The sequence below is a fragment of the Xanthobacter pollutisoli genome (assembly GCF_040044995.1).
Taxonomy (GTDB): Bacteria; Pseudomonadota; Alphaproteobacteria; order Rhizobiales; family Xanthobacteraceae; genus Xanthobacter.
Window position 1 is genome coordinate 82,592 of record NZ_JBDZDP010000013.1, and the last position, 17,199, is coordinate 99,790.

Sequence of the window (17,199 nt, forward strand, 5' to 3'; positions counted from 1 at the left end):
AGGATCGACCGGGATGTTCATAGCCTTCTTCGAGGCCCTCAAGGCGGCCGGGGTACCGGTCTCCGTCCGCGAATACCTGACCCTGATGGAGGCCATGGACCGCGACGTGGCCAGCCGGCAGGTGGATGCCTTCTATTATCTCTCCCGCTCCTGCCTGGTGAAGGACGAGCGCCATCTCGACCGCTTCGACCAGGTCTTCGGCCGATGCTTCAAGGGCCTGGAGACCGCCCTCGGCGAGGCGGGTCCGCAGATCCCCGAGGACTGGCTGCGCAAGCTCGCCGAGAAGCATCTCACCGACGAGGAGAAGGCCCAGATCGAGGCCCTCGGAGGCCTCGACAAGCTGCTGGAGACGCTGAAGAAGCGCCTCGAGGAGCAGAAGGGACGCCACCAGGGCGGCTCCAAGTGGATCGGCACCGCCGGCACCTCGCCCTTCGGCGCCTATGGCTATAATCCTGAGGGCGTGCGCATCGGCCAGGAGGGCAACCGCAACTTCCGTGCGGTGAAGGTGTGGGACAAGCGCGAGTTCAAGGACCTCGACGACGGCGTCGAGCTCGGCACCCGCAACATCAAGGTGGCGCTGCGCCGTCTGCGCAAATTCGCCCGCATCGGCGCGCCGGAGGAGCTGGACCTCGACGGCACCATCCGGGAGACCGCCCGGCAGGGCTATCTCGACGTGCGCCTGCGGCCCGAGCGGCGCAATGCGGTGAAGGTGCTGCTCTTCCTCGACGTGGGTGGCTCCATGGACTGGCACGTGGAGCAGGTGGAGGAGCTGTTCTCCGCCGCCCGCATGGAGTTCAAGCACCTGGAGCACTTCTACTTCCACAACTGCGTCTATGAGAGCGTCTGGAAGTCCAATGCGCGCCGCGCGTCCGAGCGTGTCGGGCTCTACGACGTGCTGCACACGTACGGCCACGACTACAAGCTGATCTTCGTCGGCGACGCGTCCATGAGCCCCTACGAGATCACCTTCGCCAACGGTTCAGTGGAGCACAACAATACGGAGCCGGGCAAGGTCTGGCTCTCGCGGCTCACCACCACCTATCCCAAGGCGGTCTGGCTCAATCCGGTGCCCGAGCCCCATTGGGGCTATACGGAATCCATTCGTCTCATGCGCCACCTCATGGAGTACCGCATGTTCCCGCTGACCGTCCAGGGCATTGATGCCGCCATGCGGGAGCTGACGTGAACGCACCGGCCTCGGCTGTCATCACCTACGCCTATCTTCCCCGCCTCGGCGGCGCCGGCGTGCGGCTTGAGCTCGTTCCGGGCGCGCTGCTGTGGTCCGTGGGCCCGAAGGAGGGCCGCCTTCCCCTGGCGGACGTGGCGGCGGTGGAGCTGCGCTTCCTGCCCGCCAAGTTCGCCGCGCCGACATTCGAGATGGCCATCGCAGGGCGCGATGGCACGCGAATCAAGGCGGGCTCGGCGTCGCGCATATCCCTCACCGGCGTGCGCGACCAGAAGGAGGACTATGCCGCTTTCGTGCGCGCCTTCCACCGCGCGCTCACGGCCGCCGGGGCGGCGCCACGCCTTTCCGGCGGCTATGCGCCGTGGCGCTTCTGGGCGATGGTCGCAGCCGGCGCACTGGCCCTTGCGGGGCTGCTCGCGGTGTTCGGCTTCGCGCTGGCGGAGAGTCAGTGGAGCTTCGCTTTGTTCCTCAGCGGCATGGGCGCCTTCGTGGTCTGGCCAACGGCGGAGATGATCTGGCGCAACCGGCCGGTCACCTACACCCCGGCCACGTTGCCGCGCCATCTCCTACCGGCGTGAGGCGACGGCCTCGTCCTCCTCCGCCTTGCGCATCAGGCCGCCTGCCACGTCGGTGAGGCGCGGCGCGGGCAGGGCGGTGAAGGGCAGGGGCCGGGTCACGGCAATGGCGGCGACCCCGAGGCGCGCGGTGAGCAGGCCGTTCACCACGCCTTCGCCCAGCCGCGCCGAGAGACGGGCGGCGAGGCCCTGGCCGACGATCTGCTGCACCAGCGTGTCGCCCGCCGCCATGCCGCCGGTCACCGCGAGATGGCCGAGCACGTGCCGCACCAAGCGGAAGGTGCCGAGCGTGCCGGGGCGTCCGCCGTACAGCATGGCGAGGCGGCGCATGAGCATCACGGCACTGTAGAGCACGAAGGCGAGGTCCACTGCCGCCCGCGGTGAGACCGCCGTGACCACAGAGACGTTGCGCGCCGCATCCGACACCATCTGCCGCGCGCGGGAATCGAGCCCTGCCAGAAGGGTGCGCTCGGCAAGGCGCAGCAGGTCTGCCCCGTCGATGATGCCGGAGAGGTGGCCCTCCAGCTCGCTGCGGGCGCGGGCGAGGGTGGGCATGCCGGCGGAGAGGTTCAGAACATCGCGTACCACCGCTTCCGCTGCCGGCCGGTCGTCGGCGGCCAGCGCCAGGGTCGCGCGTTCGCGGATCTCGTCGATGCGGGTGAGGCGGCGAAGGCCCGCCAGTTCGCGCCCCGCCAGCAGCACCGCTGCCGCCACCAGAACGCCGGTGAAGGCGACGCCCACGTATCCGAGCCATTCGGCCCGGGCGAACAGGCTCTCCACCAGCCGGCTCAGGCCCACATAAGCGGCAAGGCTCGCGACGCCGCCCAGCGCCGACCAGAACAGGCCTGCGAGGGACATGCCCCAGCTGCGGCGCGGCACGACGGGCACGGGAAGCGCCGCCTCCGCCTGCGCCACCTCCGGTGGGGCGAGGGTGATGCTGGCCTCGTCGAGGCGGAACACCTGGGGCCGGCGGGGGGAAGTGCGCTCGTCGCTCATGGCGATCAGATGTCCCTGAAGTGCGGCGGTTGCAAGGAGGTGCGGCGTGGAATGCCGGGGTCGGACCGGGGGTGAGGGGCGCTCCGGGCCCTGCTCACAAGCCGGCGAGCGCGGCGATGTGCAGCTTGCCCCGGCCGGCGGGCCGGCCCATGAGAGGCCCAACGGACCCGAACAGAAGAGAGCCGCGACCCGAAGCCATGGCCGATGTGACCCTGCCTGCCGCCTTCCTCGCCGGCCTCGTGAGCTTCGTCTCCCCCTGCGTGCTGCCCTTGGTGCCGCCCTATCTGTGCTTCCTCGGCGGCAGCACGCTGGACGACCTCGCCGGGGCCGAGCCGGTGAAGGAAGTGGAGCGGCGGGCGCTGGCGGGAGCGGCCCTGTTCGTGGCCGGCTTCTCGGTTGTGTTCGTGGCCCTGGGCGCCGGCGCTTCCGCTGTCGGCGATCTGCTGCGGGCGCATCTCGACGTGCTGTCCATCATCGCCGGCCTCGCCATCATCGTCATGGGGCTCAATTTTCTCGGGGTGTTCCGCATCCATCTGCTGCATCGCACGGCGCGGCCCCATGTGCACGAGGTGACAGGCCTTTGGGGTGCGTTCGTGATGGGGCTGGCCTTCGCCTTCGGCTGGACGCCGTGCCTTGGCCCGGTCCTCGGCGCCATCCTCGCGGTGGCGGGGTCGGAGGCCACGGTCTCCAAGGGGGCCGGCCTGCTGGCGGTCTATTCGCTGGGTCTCGGCGTGCCGTTCCTGGCCGCCGCCTTCGCGGTGCGCCCCTTCCTGCGCAGCCTCGTCCACATGCGCAAGGTGCTGCCCATGGTGGAGAAGGCCATGGGCGCGCTGCTGGTGCTCACCGGCATCGCCTTCATGTCCGGCTGGATCGCCCATGTCAGCTACTGGCTGATCGAGACTTTCCCCGCGCTCTCCACCATCGGCTGAGCGCTCGTCGCGGCACGCGTCCGCGGCCCGCGCGCCGCCATGCCGCCGTTGCCTCTTGCGGGACGTTCCGGGATACTCCGCGGCCCGAGCTTCCACCTTTCCAAGGCCCCATCCCCATGAAGATCACCTGGTTCGGCCACGCCGCATTCCGGCTGGATTTCGGCGACAAGGCGGTGCTGATCGACCCCTTCTTCACCGGAAATCCCACCTTCCGCTCCACCGTGGAGGAAGCGGCCCGCGGCATCACCCACATCCTCCTCACCCACGGCCATTCGGACCATGTGGGCGACACGCTCTCCATCGTCGAGGATGCCGCCGACGCCAGCCGTACCCTTCCGGTGGTGGCGAACCCTGAGCTGTGCGCCTTCCTCGCCGCCCGCGGGGCCGGCAATGTGGGCCAGATGATGAACACCGGCGGCACGCTCGACTGCGGCGGCTTCACCGTAACCATGGTGCGCGCCGACCATTCCTCGGGCGGTGACGGCAAGCCTTCGGAATATCTCGGCAATCCCACCGGCCTCATCATCAAGGCGCCGGGCGAGCCGACCATCTGGCACATGGGCGACACGGACATCTTCTCCGACATGGCGCTGATGTGCGAGATCCACGCGCCCAAGGTGGTGTTCATCCCCATCGGCGACCGCTTCACCATGGGCCCCGCGGTGGCGGCCATGGCGGTGAAGCGCTTCCTCCCCGGGGTGGAGGTGGTGGTGCCCATCCATTACGGCACCTTCCCGCTGCTGGTGCCCGATGCCTCGGCCTTCGTAGCGGCGCTGGAAGGCCACTCGGTGAAGGTTATGGTGCCGGAGAGCGGCGCCCCGTTCGAGGCGTAGCCCGAAGGGGCGGCCACCGCCCGCGCCGCCCCCATTGCGTCCCGGCCCGGGCAAGGCTACGCCTTCCCGCCCAGAGACGTCGCGAGACCCGCAGCATGAGACGAGCCGCGTGAGCGCCCATATTCTGCGCACCGCCATCTATGGCGGCTCCTTCGATCCGCTCACCAACGGCCATCTGGACGTGGTGCGCTCGGCCTGCCGGCTCGCCGACCGGCTGGTGCTGGCGGTGGGCATCCACCCTGGAAAGGCGCCGCTGTTCGCCGCCGAGGAACGGCTCACCATGCTGCGCGAGGTGTGCGGGCCGGTGGCGGCGGAAGAGAATGCGACGCTGGAGGCCATCACTTTCGACGGCCTCATCGTCACCGCCGCCGAGCAGATGGGCGCGACTCTGCTCATCCGCGGCCTGCGCGACGGCACCGATCTCGATTACGAGATGCAGATGGCGGGCATGAACGGCGTGCTCGCGCCGGGCATCCAGACCGTGTTCCTGCCGGCCTCGCCGCGGGTACGCCCCATCACCGCCACTCTGGTGCGGCAGATCGCGGCCATGGGCGGAGACGTCTCCGCCTTCGTGCCGGCCGAGGTGCTGGCGCGACTGAAAGACAAGTTCAAGCGTTGAGTGCCCGCGCAGGCCCGCCTGCGTTCCCCGCCGGCGCCGTCCGGCGCAGCCAACCAGCCCCGCGGAAGGGGCGTTTCCGGGAGATCTTCATGACGCGCCTCTTCGGCCGCTTCATCGCCGCAGCCCTGCTCGCGCTCGCCTTTGCGCTGCCCGCCGCGGCCCAGACCAAGCCGGACCCGCAGAACACCCTCTATCTCGAAACGCCCTATGGCCGGGTTGTGATCGCGCTGCGGCCTGATCTCGCGCCCCAGCATGTCGAGCGCCTCAAGACCCTCGCGCGCGAGGGCTATTACAACAACGTGCCGTTCCACCGGGTTATCGACGGCTTCATGGCCCAGACCGGCGACGGCCAGTATGGCAACGGCACCGGCGGCTCGAAGTACCCCAACCTGCCGGCGGAATTCTCCAGCGTGCCGTTCAAGCGCGGCGTGGTGGGCATGGCCCGGGCCTCCTCGCCCAACAGCGCCAATTCCCAGTTCTTCATCATGTTCGACGACGCGCCGAGCCTGAACGGCCAGTACACCGTCGTCGGGCAGGTGGTGTCGGGCATGGAGTATGTGGACAAGATCAAGAAGGGTCCGGCCTCCGCCAACGGCGCGGTCACCGGTCCGGACAAGATCGTGAAGATGCAGGTCGCCGCCGACGCCAAGTGACTGCCGACGCCAAGTGACTGCCGAGGCTAAGTGACCGCCGAGGTCAAGTGACCGCTGGCGCGGTTCTGCGAACGTTTTGAATGCTGCGCGAGGTCCGGCTCAGCCGGCCCGCGCGGATGTCCCCCCGCCCGGCATGACCGGGCCGACGCGGCGGCCGGCTCTCCGGTGCCGCCCTGTGAAGGATGAGATCCATGAGTGACGAAGTTCTGATCCTCGAGACCACCAAGGGCCCGGTGACCATCGCCTTCCGCCCGGACCTCGCGCCCAACCACGTCGCCCGCATCAAGGAGCTGGTGAACGAGGGCTTCTACAACAACGTGCCGTTCCACCGCGTCATCGAGGGCTTCATGGCCCAGACCGGCGACGGCCAGTATGGCAACGGCACCGGGGGCTCGGGCAAGAAGCTGAAGGCCGAGTTCAACGCCCAGCCGCACGTGCGCGGCACCTGCTCCATGGCCCGCGCGCAGGATCCCAATTCCGGCGACAGCCAGTTCTTCATCTGCTTCACCGACGCCCGCTTCCTCGACCGCCAGTACACGGTGTGGGGCGAGGTGATCGAGGGCATGGAGAATGTGGACCAGATCAAGCGCGGCGAGCCGGTGCGCGATCCCGACATGATCGTCACCGCCAAGCTCGCTCCCAAGGCGGCCTGATCCGCCCGGCGCGCCGATGCGGTCAAGAAAAGGGCGCCTCGCGGCGCCCTTTTTCGTTGCGGCTCAGACCTCGGTGGTGAGGGGGGCGCGGGCGTTCTTCAGGTAAGGCGGGCGCGGGATCGAGGAATGGGCGGAGCGCAGGGCCGCCGACCAGCGTTCGCGCAGATCGTGAAAATAGGGCTCGCCGGGCTCGATGCGATAGTTGAGCTCCGATTTCAGCGAGTCGGGACCCACCACCATCACGTCGATGGGCAGGCCGACGCCGAGGTTTGACCGCATGGTGGAATCCATGGAGATCAGGCTCGATTTCAGCGCCTCGGCGATCTCCATCTCATAGGTCACGGCGCGGTCCAGCACGGGCTTGCCGTATTTGTGCTCGCCGATCTGCAGGAAGGGGGTGTCCTGCGTGCACTCGATGAAATTGCCGGCGGAATAGATCATGTAGAGGCGGAGGGCGTCTCCAGCGATCTGGCCGCCCAGCAGGAACGACACCTCGAAGCTGACGCTGCTCTGCTCCATATAGGCGCCGTTGACCTTATGGACCTGCCGGATGGCCGTGCCCACCAGCTGTGCCGCCTGGAACATGGTGCGGCAGTCGCGCAGCTGCTTGCGCTCGCCCGCCTCGTGATCCTCCACGCCCTCGTGCAGCATGCTGACGACGGACTGGGACACCGAGAGATTGCCGGCGGTGGCGAGGCCGAGCACATGGTGCCCCGGCTCCTCGAAGACGTGGAGCTTGCGGAAGGTCGAGATGTTGTCGAGGCCCGCGTTGGTGCGGGTGTCGGCGATCATCACCAGCCCGTCCCGAACCAGAACCCCACAGCAATACGTCATCGCCATTCCCCGATTGCGCGGCGCGACTATAGCGATTGCCGGCCGAATCCGGCAACGGCCGGATGACGGCAGATGCGCGCAGGCCCGGGAAGTCTCCCTTGCCCCGACCGTCCCGGGTCAGTCCTGCTCGTCCTCGCTGCAGCGGCGGAAGGGACCGAGCTCGGTGAGCACCGCGGCGTCCTCCTCCACATGGGCGCGTTCGCGCTCCAGATACTGCGCCACGGCCCCCTCGAGGCCCTTGTGAACGATGTAGTGGGCCGAATAGGTGGTGGTGGGCAGATAGCCGCGCGCCAGCTTATGCTCGCCCTGGGCACCCGCCTCCACCACCTTGAGCCCGCGGGCGATGGCGAAGTCGATGGCCTGGTGGTAGCAGACCTCAAAATGCAGGAAGGGGTGGTGCTCCACCGCGCCCCAGTAGCGGCCATAGAGCGTATCGGCGCCGATGAAGTTGAGCGCCCCGGCGATATACCGCCCGTCGCGCCGCGCCATCACCAGCAGGACCGTTTCCGGCATGCGCTGGGCGATCAGGCTGAAGAACTCCCGGTTGAGATAGGGCGCGCCCCATTTGCGGCCGCCGGTGTCCAGATAGAACATGAAGAAGGCGTCGAAGGCCGCTTCCGTCAGTTCGGATCCGGTGAGCCATTCGATGGTGATGCCCGGACCGAGCGCCTCGCGGCGCTCCTTCTTCAGCGCCTTGCGCTTGCGGGACGCGAGCTCGCCGAGGAAATCGTCGTAGGTGGCGTAGCCGTTGTTGGTCCAGTGGAACTGCCGGTCGGTGCGCTGGAGGAAACCGACCGCCGCAAGCGACTCCCACTCCTCCTGCGTCGAGAAGGTGACGTGGGCGGAAGAGGCCCCGCGCAGGCGCACCAGCTGCTTGATGCCCGCCGCCAGCGCCGGCCGGCCCACGGGGTCCTGCGGGTCCTTCAGCAGCAGCCGCCGGCCGGTGACCGGGGTGAAGGGCACCGCCACCTGAACCTTCGGATAATATTCGCCGCCCGCGCGGTTGTAGGCGTCGGCCCAGCCCTGGTCGAACACGTATTCGCCGCGGGAATGAGACTTCAGATAGGCCGGCGCAACCGCTGACGGCGTGCCGTCCGGCCCTTCCAGGATGAGATGCTGCGGCAGCCAGCCGGTGCGGGCGGCGGCGCAGCCGGACTCCTCAAGGGCGGACAGAAAGGCGTGGGCGAGGAAGGGCTCGGGCCGTGCCGCCCCGCCCGCCGCGCAGGCGTCCCACTCGGCCGGCCGGACCTCGGAGAGCTGCGAGAGGATGCGGATGCGGGCGTCGGGCATCGAGCATATTTGTGCGCTGCATCAGGGCCTGCCTACCGCGACAGGACGCCGCAGCTTCGCCATGTCAGGCCCGGAACCCCTCGAAGACGATCTGGTCGGCGACACCCCGCGCCCGCGCTTCGTCGACGGGGCTGCGAACCGTCCAGGCGAGAATCGGGATGCCCGCGGCCTTGGCCGCAAGCACCGCCGGCCGTTCCAGATCGGTGAAGTGATAGTTGATGAACTGGTAATCGGTTGTGTCGTGGTGATCCATGTCCGCGAGCACCCGGGCGCGCTCGGCGTCGATGCCGGGCCAGTGGGCCCCGCTATAGCTGCCTTGCGCCACGATGCCCCGCACGACCCCTGGCGCGCGGGCCCTCACCTCGGTCACCTGATCGGGATCGAACGACATGAGCGCGGCCTTGCCGTCATAGGCGGCGACCAGCTCCGCCGCCCGCGCCGCTAGGCGCATGTCGCCGGAGAATGCGCTCTTGATCTCGATGACGAGGGGTACCCGTCCCGCCACGCGGGCGAGCAGCTCAGGGAGCGTCAGGAGGGTGTCGCCGGAGCCGCGCAGGGCGATCTCCCTGAGCTCCGCCGCCGTGCGGGCCGCCACGGCGCCGCGCGCCGCGGTGAGCCGGTCGAGGGTGAAATCGTGGAACACCATGGCCTCGCCATCGGCGCTCGCCTGCAGGTCGAGCTCGATGGGATAGCCGGCCGCGATCGCGGCATCCATGGCGCCGGCGGAATTCTCGACGATCCCGCGCGCCGCGTCATGCAGGCCGCGATGGGCGACCGGGCGCGCGGTGAGCCATGCCAGATCGCCCATCAGTCCTGCCTCCCGGTCCGCTCAGGCCACTTCCACCACGGCTTCCACCTCGACCGCCGCATTGAAGGGCAGGGCCGCGATGCCCACGGCCGAGCGGGCGTGACGGCCCTTGTCGCCGAGCACCTCGACGAACAGGTCGGACGCACCGTTCACCACCTTGGGATGGTCGATGAAGTCGGGCGCGGAATTCACGAAGCCGACGAGCTTCACCACGCGGACCACCTTCTCCAGGTCGCCGACGGCGGCCTTCACCTGGGCAAGTATGTTGATGGCGCAGAGGCGAGCCGCGGCGCGGCCGGCGTCGATGTCGAGGCCGGCACCGAGCTTGCCAGTGGCGATGGTGCCGCCTGCGTCGATGGAAACCTGGCCGGACACAAACAGGAGGTTGCCGGTGCGCACCACGGGCACATAATTGGCGACCGGCGGCACGGGGGTCGGCAGGGTGATTCCGAGCTCGGCGAGCTTGTTCTCGATCGGGGATGTCATGGAGGTCTCCTGCCACATGCTGTGCGCAATTGGGGCCTCCTCTTCGCCGAAGCGCGCGCCGTGCGCAAGGCGTCCAGGCGGCAGCCGAGGCGGGGTGATGGGATCGTCGGGGGACGAACGGTCGTGCGCATGATGCGCGGGGCGGACTGAAGGAGTGGCCACATGACGTTTCGTTCGCGCCTTGCATCGGCGGCCGTGGTCGGCCTGTGGTGCCTTGCATCAGTACCCGCAAGCGCGGCCGCCCTGCTGCCGCACAAGGCCACCTACCGCCTTTCCCTCGACGGGTCGAAATCCTCCGGCCAGCTGGAGGAGATGAACGGCGAGATCAATTACGAGATTACAGGCGACGCCTGCACCGGCTACACCACCTTCACCCGGCAGAACAGCATCGCCTCCACCGGCGAGGGCGATCCGCTGAAGCAGTCGGTGACGTCCAAGGCTTGGGAGGACGGGCAGGCGAAGTCCTACCGCTTCCTGTCCGTCACCGAGGGTGGGGAGGACGACGGTCTGGAGCTGCAGGCCAATGTGGAGAGGCGGGGCCGCGAAGGCCTGACCGTGACCGTCAGCAAGCCGGAGGCCGCAACCCTGCAGCTGAAGGGCGACATCCTGCTCCCCACCGAGCATATCCGGCGCGTGCTCGCCGCCGCGGCGGCGGGAGACAGCGTGCTGCAGGCCAAGGTCTATGACGGGGCGAGCGACCCGGAGAAGGTGTTCGACACGCTGGCGGTCATTGGCCGCCCCAGCACGGATGAGAGCCGCATCGCGCCGCCGGCGCGGTCTGCCCTGGCGGGGCGCACGTTCTTTCCGGTCACAATCAGCTATTTCGACGAGGGCGGGGTGGACCGCACGCCCTCCTATGTCATGACCTTCTCGCTCTACGACAACGGGGTGGTCGGCGCGCTGAAGATCGACTACGGCCGCTTCGCCCTGGTGGGCGCCATGGCGTCCTTCGAGGCGATGAAGGCGTCCGGCACCTGCGCTGAGTGAGGCCGATGCGCTACGTGCACGTGATGCTGCGCGGCCGGGTCCAGGGCGTGGGCTACCGCGCCTGGTGCGCCCGGGAGGCGGAGGCGCGGGGCCTCCTCGGCTTTGTCCGCAACCGCGCCTCCGGCGCCGTGGAAGCCGTCTTCGCCGGGCCCGACGACACGGTGGAGGCCATGCTCGCCGCCTGCCGCACCGGCCCTTCCGGCGCCCGGGTGGATGACATGCTGGTGCATGACGCCTCCGAGGCGGCCCTCGCGGCCGGCGGACGCCAGCGTTTCTTGGTGCTGGAGACCCTCTAGGTTCGCGGCGGCGCCCGCGTCGGCAGCAAAAGCAGCCCAATATGCCTGCCACCCTCGGGCGGGGGCCGGGCAAGCCAGCCTGAAATGAACCGTCGGCCCCTCACCTTGGGGCATGACCGGATTGCCACACTCGCGGCTCCCCGGCACGCCGGGGAGGGCGGTCCGGTGGCGCCTCTCCCCCCGCGCGGCTATAGAGGCGGCGCATGAGGAGTGCCCCGTGACAGACACCTATCTCCCCCGGGAGGCGCCGGCCGCCGCGGTTCCGAGCCGCGATGGCGTCCCCTTCTGGGCGACGCCCGGTGGCGTCGCGCTCATCGTCGGCATTTGGATGGTGCTGCACGCGCTCATCGCCGTGGTCTTCGAGATCGCGGTGAATGCCGACGACGCCATCGAAAGCTACATGGTGCAGTCGCTGGAGCTGTCCTACGTCCCGCGCAACCCGCCGCTGTACGACTGGCTGCTGTGGGGGCTCCAGCGCATCCTGGGCGTCGGCACCCTGTCCTTCGCCGTGCTGCGCTATACGCTGCTGTTTGCCTGCGCCATGCTGGTCTACCGCGTGGCGCGGCGGATGATCCTGGACCCGCGGCTGGCGGCCCTCGCCACCTTCTCGCTCTCCACCATCTGGGTCATCGGCTATCACAGCCACCGGATCCTCACCCATTCCAACGTGATGATCGTTGCCATCGCCGGCGCCTTCCTCACGCTCATGGCCCTGTCGCGCCGGCCCTCCCTCGGCCTCTACGCCGGTCTTGGCCTGTGGATCGCCGCGGGCGTATTGGGCAAGTTCGGCTTCGTCGCCTTCCTCGGCGTGCTCATCATCGCCTGCCTGCTGGAGCCGGCCTACCGGCGGGTGATCCTCGATCCCCGGCTGCTGGTGACACTGGCGGTCGCCGCCGTGCCGCTCGGCATCTACGGCTTCGCCTTGTGGCGCTTCGGCCAGAACGTTGCCGAGGCCACGGCGCAGACCATCGGCGCCACCGGCGCCGGCTGGGATGACGTGCTCGCCTCCATGCTCGGCGCCCTCGCCGGCTACGTGCTGCCGCTGGTGCTGCTGATGGCGGTGGTGTTCCTGCCCTACAATCGCGGCGGCGACGCCGGGCAGGACGATGCCGACCGGCGCGCGGCGCGGCGGGTGCTGCGCACGGTCATCGTCATCGGCATCGTCGCCACCCTCGCCACCACCCTGGCGGTGGGCACCACCAGCCTGCGTGACCGCTATTTCCACGTCTTCCTGCTGCTTTTGCCGGTCTATCTGTTCGCCGAGCTGGAACGTCTCGGCGGCTGGCGCGGGCGGGTGTGGATCTACGTCACCTTGCTGGCGGTCATCAGCGCCGGCGTCATGGTCTCGCGCATCGCCGTGCCGCTGTGGCCCGACCCGCGCCTGTGCGGGCGCTGCATGGCGGCGGAGCCGCTCTACAAGCTTCAGGTGGCGGTGGCGAACCGGCTCGGGTCCGCACCGACCCTCGTGGCCGACGACCGCACATCCGCCGGGCGCCTGCGGGCCGCCATTCCCGGCGCGCGGGTGGTGATCGTGCGCGAGTTCCAGTACCGGCCGCCGCCGCGTCCCGCCACCGGCTGCGCCCGCGTCACCGGCATCGCCAATGGCCTGCCGAAACTGCTGCTGCCGCCGCCGGACCAGAACACCATCGAGATGTCGGTGAAATGGTGGTCGCCCTGGATGAACCCGCACCGCTGGAGCGACTGGCAGATGACCATCCTGCCGCCCGGGGATCCGCTGTGCCGCTAGGGCAGGCGGGTCTCCTCATCCGGCCCGCCCGGAGGGAGGATCTGCCGGCCTTGGTCGCTTTGTTCGCCGCCGATGCGGTGGGCGGGCATGGCGACACCTGCGCTTCCGAGGCGGCGCAAGCCTATGGCGCGGCGTTCGACGCCATCGCGGCCGATCCCCGGACGCAGCTTTATGCTGCGGAGCTGGACGGCCGGGTCGTGGGCACCTTTCAATTGGCCTTCGTCACCAGCCTGCCGGGGCGCGGCGCCCTGCGGGCGCTCCTGGAGGCCGTGCAGGTGGATGCCGGCCTGCGCAGCCGGGGCATCGGCGAGGCCATGGTGTCCTTCGCCATGGACAAGGCGCGCGCAGCCGGCGCGGCGACGCTGGCGCTTACGTCCAACAAGGCGCGGCTCGATGCCCACCGATTCTATCGCCGGCTCGGCTTCGCCAATTCCCACGAGGGCTTTAAGATCGGTCTGTGACACCGGCTTGCGGGGCTGGCAACTGGCCCTTGCCCTTGCCGATGGCGCTGTCTACCTCTAGTGCACGCATCGACCAGCCCGCAGGGCGGGCGGGTCGGGGGCGCAGTTTCGTTCTTCAGGGGCGACGTGTCCGCGCAAGGGTTTGACCCGCTCGGATCGCGCTCGAGCGCTGGCCGCGGACCGGCCGGAGGAGGGCACCCATGGCCGCAGTCCAGTCTTCGCCGATCGAGCTCTATTACTGGCCGACGCCCAACGGTTACAAGATCTCCGTAATGCTGGAGGAGTGCGGGCTGCCCTACGAGGTCAAGCTCGTGAACATAGGCAAGGGCGACCAGTTCAAGCCCGAGTTCCTCGCGATCTCACCCAACAACAAGATGCCCGCCATCATCGACCCGGAAGGGCCGGGCGGGGCGCCCATCTCGGTGTTCGAGTCGGGGGCCATCCTGCAGTATCTCGGCCGCAAGACCGGCCTGTTCTATCCCACCGAGGAGCGCGCCCGCGTCGAGGTGGAGCAGTGGCTCTTCTGGCAGATGGGCGGCCTTGGCCCCATGGCCGGGCAGGCGCACCACTTCCGCATCTATGCGCCGGAGAAGATCCCCTACGCCGTTGAGCGCTACACCAATGAGGTTCACCGGCTCTATGGCGTGATGAACACCCGCCTCAAGGACCGGGAATATCTCGCCGGCGACTATTCCATCGCCGACATTGCCTCCGTCGGCTGGGCCAAACTGTGGGAACGGCAGGGCCAGAACATCGAGGAATTCCCGCATCTCAAGGCCTGGCTGGAGCGCGTGCTGGCGCGTCCCGCCGTTCAGCGCGGCCTCGCGGTGAACCAGGAAGAGCGCGCCAAGATGGACCTTTCCAAGGACAAGGAGGCCCAGAGCGTGCTGTTCGGACAGCGCGCCCGGACCTAAGGGCACTCGCGGCGTTTGACGCGGGAACGTGTTGTCCCTCAGATGGCTGATCGGTGCCTGCTCCGTAACGGCAGGTGCATCGCAACAAATGCGGATCGGTCATGTCGGGGCGGCAGCGCGGGACAATCAAGAACAGTCGCGCCGATCTCGCGCGGGCTGGAATCCTGCACCGCGACGGCCGTCTGGACGAGGCGGTCGCCATCTACCGCGACCTCCTGCGCCAGACGCCCGGTGCCTTCGACGTTGCCCGCGTGCTCATTCTGGCCCTGCTCCAGTCGGGACGGGTGAAGGAGGCCCACGCGGCGGCCCGTAAGGCGCGTGACGGACATCGCTCCAATTCCCATGCCCATCTCCTGATGGGTGCCGTGCTTCAGGCCGAGCAGAAATGGGAGCGTGCGCTCGCCGCCTTCGAGCACGCGAGCCAGCTCGATCAGGGCCTCGCCGAAGCGCATTATCTGTGCGGCAAGACGCTGCTGCGTCTCGATCGGCCGCACGACGCCGTGGATCGCTTCGAGCGCGTCCTCGCTCTCGATCCGTCGGCGGCGGAGGCCCTCGCCCTCCGCGCGTCGGCGCTGATGCGTCTGTCGCGGCCGCTGGAAGCGCTGGCGGATTGCGACCGCCTGATCGAGATGCAACCGCTGGACGCGCGCCATCCCCTGGCGCGGGCGCGGGCGCTGCTGCAGCTCGGCCAGCCCGCCCAGGCGACGGCAGCAGCCCAGGCGGCGCTCCGACTCGCCCCGCGGCTGGCAGAGGCGCATTTCCTGAGGGGGCAGGGGCTGGCCGCCCAGAACGACGTAAGCGGCGCGCGCGCGGCCTTCGCCGACGCGGTCACCGCCGAGCCGGACAGCCCGGCATTCCAGGCGGCGCTGATCCGCACCGAACGCCAGCTCGGGGATCTCGATGCCGCCCGCGCGCGCGCCGAAAAGGTGGTTTCCCGCCTGCCGGGCGCCGTGGCCGTGTGGCAGGAACTGGCGGAGGTCAGGCGCGCGCTCGAGGACCCTGCGGGTGCCCGTGAGGCCGTGGAGAAAGCGCTCGCCGCCGATGCCAAGGCGCCGTCCGCCCTCACCGTGAAGGCACGCCTGCACCTCGACGCCGACCGGCCGGCGAAGGCCCGCGTTCTTGCGGAGAAGGCGCTGGCGACCGACCCTTCGCTGCCCATGGCCCGCTATCTGCGGGCCTGCGACGAACTGGCCGAAGGGCGGTGGGAGAGCGGCTGGGCCGACTATGAGTCGCGCCCGTCCCTCCCGCCGCCGCTCCCCTTCGCCCGGTGGGACGGGCGTTCAACGCCGGCCCGGCTGATCGTGGTCGGCGAGCAGGAGGTGGGCGACCTGATCTTGTTCGGCCGCCTGCTTCGGCTCCTCGCCGACCGAGGCGTGCCGACGACGCTTTTGACCACCGCTCGCCACGCACCGCTTGTGGCGCGCATGGACGCGCGCGTGGAGGTCATCACCGACCCGTCGCGCATCGACGAGACGGTACCTGGCCTGTTCTGGGTGCCGCTCGCCAGCCTGCCCGGCCTGATCTCGCCCGATCCGGCCCATTGGCCCCGCGCGCCCTACCTCATCGCGCCGCCGGAACGTGTCGCCCGCGCGCGGGCGGCGGTGGGCGAAGCCTTCACCTTGGGGATCAGCTGGCAGGGCGACGCCTTGCCGATGCAGGAGATGGGCCGCGCGGTCCCCCTCGATCTCTTCGCCCCGCTTGCGGCCCTGGACGGGGTGGAGCTGGTGAGCCTCCAGCAGGGCGCGGGCGCCCAGCAGCTGGACGACTGCCTGTTTGCCGGCCGCATCGCGCGCCTCGGGCCGGATTGGGACGAGGACGGCACCTTCCTCGACACTGCCGGACTTCTGCAGCATCTCGACCTCGTCGTCACCGCGGACACCGCGCTCGCCCATCTCGCCGGCGCACGGGCAAGACCGGCCATCGTCGCGCTCAAGGCGGCTCCCGACTGGCGGTGGGGCCGGGCCGGTGACCGCTCGGCTTTCTATCCCAGCCTTACCCTGGCACGGCAGGAGACCTCCGGCGACTTCGCCGGACTGTTCCGCCGGATCGCCCGCATGGTGGCCGATCGCAAGCGGGGTGAAACGCCATGAGCGATGAGGGATCAGAGGGGAACACAGGCCAGGGGCAGGAGGCGCCGGGCCTTATCCTGGCACCCATCTCGGTGGGCGAGCTGTTCGACAAGATCTCGATCCTGGAGCTGAAAGCCGCGTGCGTCTGCGATCCTGCCGCGCGGGCGAACGTGGCCACGGAGCTGGCGGCGCTGCGCCGCCTGCGTGACGCGCACGGCCTCTCCGCTCTCGTGGGGGATCTCGCCGATGCCCTTGCCGAGGTCAACCGCATGTTATGGGACGTCGAGGATGCGGTGCGCCGGCACGAGGCGGAGGGCCGCTTCGACGAGGCCTTCGTGACCCTCGCGCGCTCCGTCTATCGCGAGAACGACCGGCGCGCGGCGTTGAAGCGGCAGATCAGCCAGATCGCCAAGTCCCTGATTGTGGAGGAGAAGGTGCATTTCGGCGCAGGCTCCTGAACGGCGGCTTGCATTGCCGCTTTGCCTCCGGCATAGGAGGAAGGCGCTGGAGACGTGGCCGAGAGGCTGAAGGCACTCGTTTGCTAAATGAGCAGACCCCCAAAAGGGTCTCGAGGGTTCGAATCCCTCCGTCTCCGCCAGTCTCTTCAGGTAACCATCTGAAGAGCAACGCTAATTCATGTTGCTCTCAACCTTGCCTCAGCACGTGCGTTCGCTCGTGGTGGTCCTTCATGGGCACAAGGGGATCAGCGCGAATCGCACGGGAGGGGCGGGCCGCTGCAACTCAGGCAGCTCCCGCGGCCGATGGAGGGTTCGTGCAGCAAGGGCCTCCTCAGCCTACGGCAAAACCAACCCCCCGGGGTTCGCGACTATTTCCGGTTCGAACGAACGCATTACTTGCCCACC

Annotated in this window: 19 protein-coding genes and 1 tRNA gene; 15 read left to right on the forward strand and 5 right to left on the reverse strand. The window is 69.1% G+C overall.

Annotation, left to right across the window (positions count from 1 at the left end):
• Nucleotides 1-13 precede the first annotated feature (13 nt).
• Nucleotides 14-1,186, forward strand: coding sequence for a vWA domain-containing protein (locus ABLE93_RS20165; protein WP_348841622.1), 1,173 nt, complete (start codon nt 14-16; stop codon nt 1,184-1,186).
• On the forward strand, nt 1,183-1,764 hold the full coding sequence (locus ABLE93_RS20170) for a hypothetical protein (protein WP_348841623.1): 582 nt from the start codon (nt 1,183-1,185) through the stop codon (nt 1,762-1,764). The genes ABLE93_RS20165 and ABLE93_RS20170 overlap by 4 nt, the downstream gene beginning before the upstream one ends.
• Here ABLE93_RS20170 and ABLE93_RS20175 read toward each other — a convergent pair.
• Nucleotides 1,753-2,757 carry a YcjF family protein gene (locus ABLE93_RS20175; RefSeq protein ID WP_348841624.1) on the reverse strand — a complete coding sequence of 335 codons (1,005 nt, stop codon included), beginning with the start codon at nt 2,755-2,757 and terminating at the stop codon, nt 1,753-1,755. The two genes, ABLE93_RS20170 and ABLE93_RS20175, sit on opposite strands and share 12 nt — an antisense overlap.
• A gap of 197 nt (nt 2,758-2,954) precedes the next feature.
• Here ABLE93_RS20175 and ABLE93_RS20180 point away from each other — a divergent pair, with 197 nt between their 5' ends.
• From ABLE93_RS20180 to ABLE93_RS20200, 5 genes are all read left to right on the forward strand, one after another.
• Nucleotides 2,955-3,686, forward strand: a complete 732-nt coding sequence (locus ABLE93_RS20180) for a cytochrome c biogenesis CcdA family protein (RefSeq protein WP_348841625.1) — start codon at nt 2,955-2,957, stop codon at nt 3,684-3,686.
• Between the two features lie 116 nt (nt 3,687-3,802).
• A complete protein-coding gene (locus ABLE93_RS20185) occupies nt 3,803-4,519 on the forward strand; it encodes a metal-dependent hydrolase (RefSeq protein WP_348841626.1) in 717 nt (238 codons plus the stop codon).
• Between the two features lie 121 nt (nt 4,520-4,640).
• Complete coding sequence (gene coaD, locus ABLE93_RS20190; protein ID WP_348841660.1) at nt 4,641-5,138, forward strand: pantetheine-phosphate adenylyltransferase; 498 nt, start codon at nt 4,641-4,643, stop codon at nt 5,136-5,138.
• Nucleotides 5,139-5,227: 89 nt separating this feature from the next.
• Nucleotides 5,228-5,791: a peptidylprolyl isomerase gene (locus tag ABLE93_RS20195; RefSeq protein ID WP_348841627.1), complete on the forward strand. Its 564-nt coding sequence runs from the start codon at nt 5,228-5,230 to the stop codon at nt 5,789-5,791.
• A 191-nt stretch (nt 5,792-5,982) separates the two neighbouring features.
• Nucleotides 5,983-6,444 (forward strand): peptidylprolyl isomerase, encoded by a 462-nt coding sequence (locus ABLE93_RS20200; protein WP_510183059.1) that lies wholly within the window; start codon nt 5,983-5,985, stop codon nt 6,442-6,444.
• 63 nt (nt 6,445-6,507) lie between these two features.
• On the opposite strand, the gene ABLE93_RS20205 is transcribed toward ABLE93_RS20200, so the two are convergent.
• From ABLE93_RS20205 to ABLE93_RS20220, 4 genes are all read right to left on the reverse strand, one after another.
• Nucleotides 6,508-7,278, reverse strand: coding sequence for a proteasome-type protease (locus tag ABLE93_RS20205; protein WP_348841629.1), 771 nt, complete (start codon nt 7,276-7,278; stop codon nt 6,508-6,510).
• A gap of 117 nt (nt 7,279-7,395) precedes the next feature.
• A complete protein-coding gene (locus ABLE93_RS20210; protein ID WP_348841630.1) occupies nt 7,396-8,568 on the reverse strand; it encodes a GNAT family N-acetyltransferase in 1,173 nt (390 codons plus the stop codon).
• 64 nt (nt 8,569-8,632) lie between these two features.
• Entirely contained in the window at nt 8,633-9,376 is a 744-nt protein-coding gene (locus ABLE93_RS20215) for a glycerophosphodiester phosphodiesterase family protein (RefSeq protein WP_348841631.1), read from the reverse strand.
• A gap of 21 nt (nt 9,377-9,397) precedes the next feature.
• Nucleotides 9,398-9,862, reverse strand: a complete 465-nt coding sequence (locus ABLE93_RS20220; RefSeq protein WP_348841632.1) for a RidA family protein — start codon at nt 9,860-9,862, stop codon at nt 9,398-9,400.
• 162 nt (nt 9,863-10,024) lie between these two features.
• On the opposite strand from ABLE93_RS20220, the gene ABLE93_RS20225 reads away from it, so the two are divergent.
• From ABLE93_RS20225 to ABLE93_RS20260, 8 genes are all read left to right on the forward strand, one after another.
• Entirely contained in the window at nt 10,025-10,849 is an 825-nt protein-coding gene (locus tag ABLE93_RS20225; protein WP_348841633.1) for a cell envelope integrity EipB family protein, read from the forward strand.
• A gap of 5 nt (nt 10,850-10,854) precedes the next feature.
• The gene (locus tag ABLE93_RS20230; RefSeq protein ID WP_348841634.1) at nt 10,855-11,145 is read left to right on the forward strand and encodes an acylphosphatase; all 291 of its coding nucleotides are present in this window, start codon (nt 10,855-10,857) and stop codon (nt 11,143-11,145) included.
• A gap of 217 nt (nt 11,146-11,362) precedes the next feature.
• On the forward strand, nt 11,363-12,892 hold the full coding sequence (locus tag ABLE93_RS20235; protein WP_348841635.1) for an ArnT family glycosyltransferase: 1,530 nt from the start codon (nt 11,363-11,365) through the stop codon (nt 12,890-12,892).
• 41 nt (nt 12,893-12,933) lie between these two features.
• Complete coding sequence (locus ABLE93_RS20240) at nt 12,934-13,353, forward strand: GNAT family N-acetyltransferase (protein WP_510183060.1); 420 nt, start codon at nt 12,934-12,936, stop codon at nt 13,351-13,353.
• Between the two features lie 200 nt (nt 13,354-13,553).
• Nucleotides 13,554-14,267: a glutathione binding-like protein gene (locus ABLE93_RS20245; RefSeq protein WP_348841637.1), complete on the forward strand. Its 714-nt coding sequence runs from the start codon at nt 13,554-13,556 to the stop codon at nt 14,265-14,267.
• Nucleotides 14,268-14,368: 101 nt separating this feature from the next.
• Nucleotides 14,369-16,357: a tetratricopeptide repeat protein gene (locus tag ABLE93_RS20250; protein WP_348841638.1), complete on the forward strand. Its 1,989-nt coding sequence runs from the start codon at nt 14,369-14,371 to the stop codon at nt 16,355-16,357.
• The gene (locus ABLE93_RS20255) at nt 16,354-16,794 is read left to right on the forward strand and encodes a DUF6165 family protein (RefSeq protein ID WP_348841639.1); all 441 of its coding nucleotides are present in this window, start codon (nt 16,354-16,356) and stop codon (nt 16,792-16,794) included. The genes ABLE93_RS20250 and ABLE93_RS20255 overlap by 4 nt, the downstream gene beginning before the upstream one ends.
• 48 nt (nt 16,795-16,842) lie before the next feature.
• Nucleotides 16,843-16,934 (forward strand) — tRNA-Ser (locus ABLE93_RS20260).
• Nucleotides 16,935-17,199 lie beyond the last annotated feature (265 nt).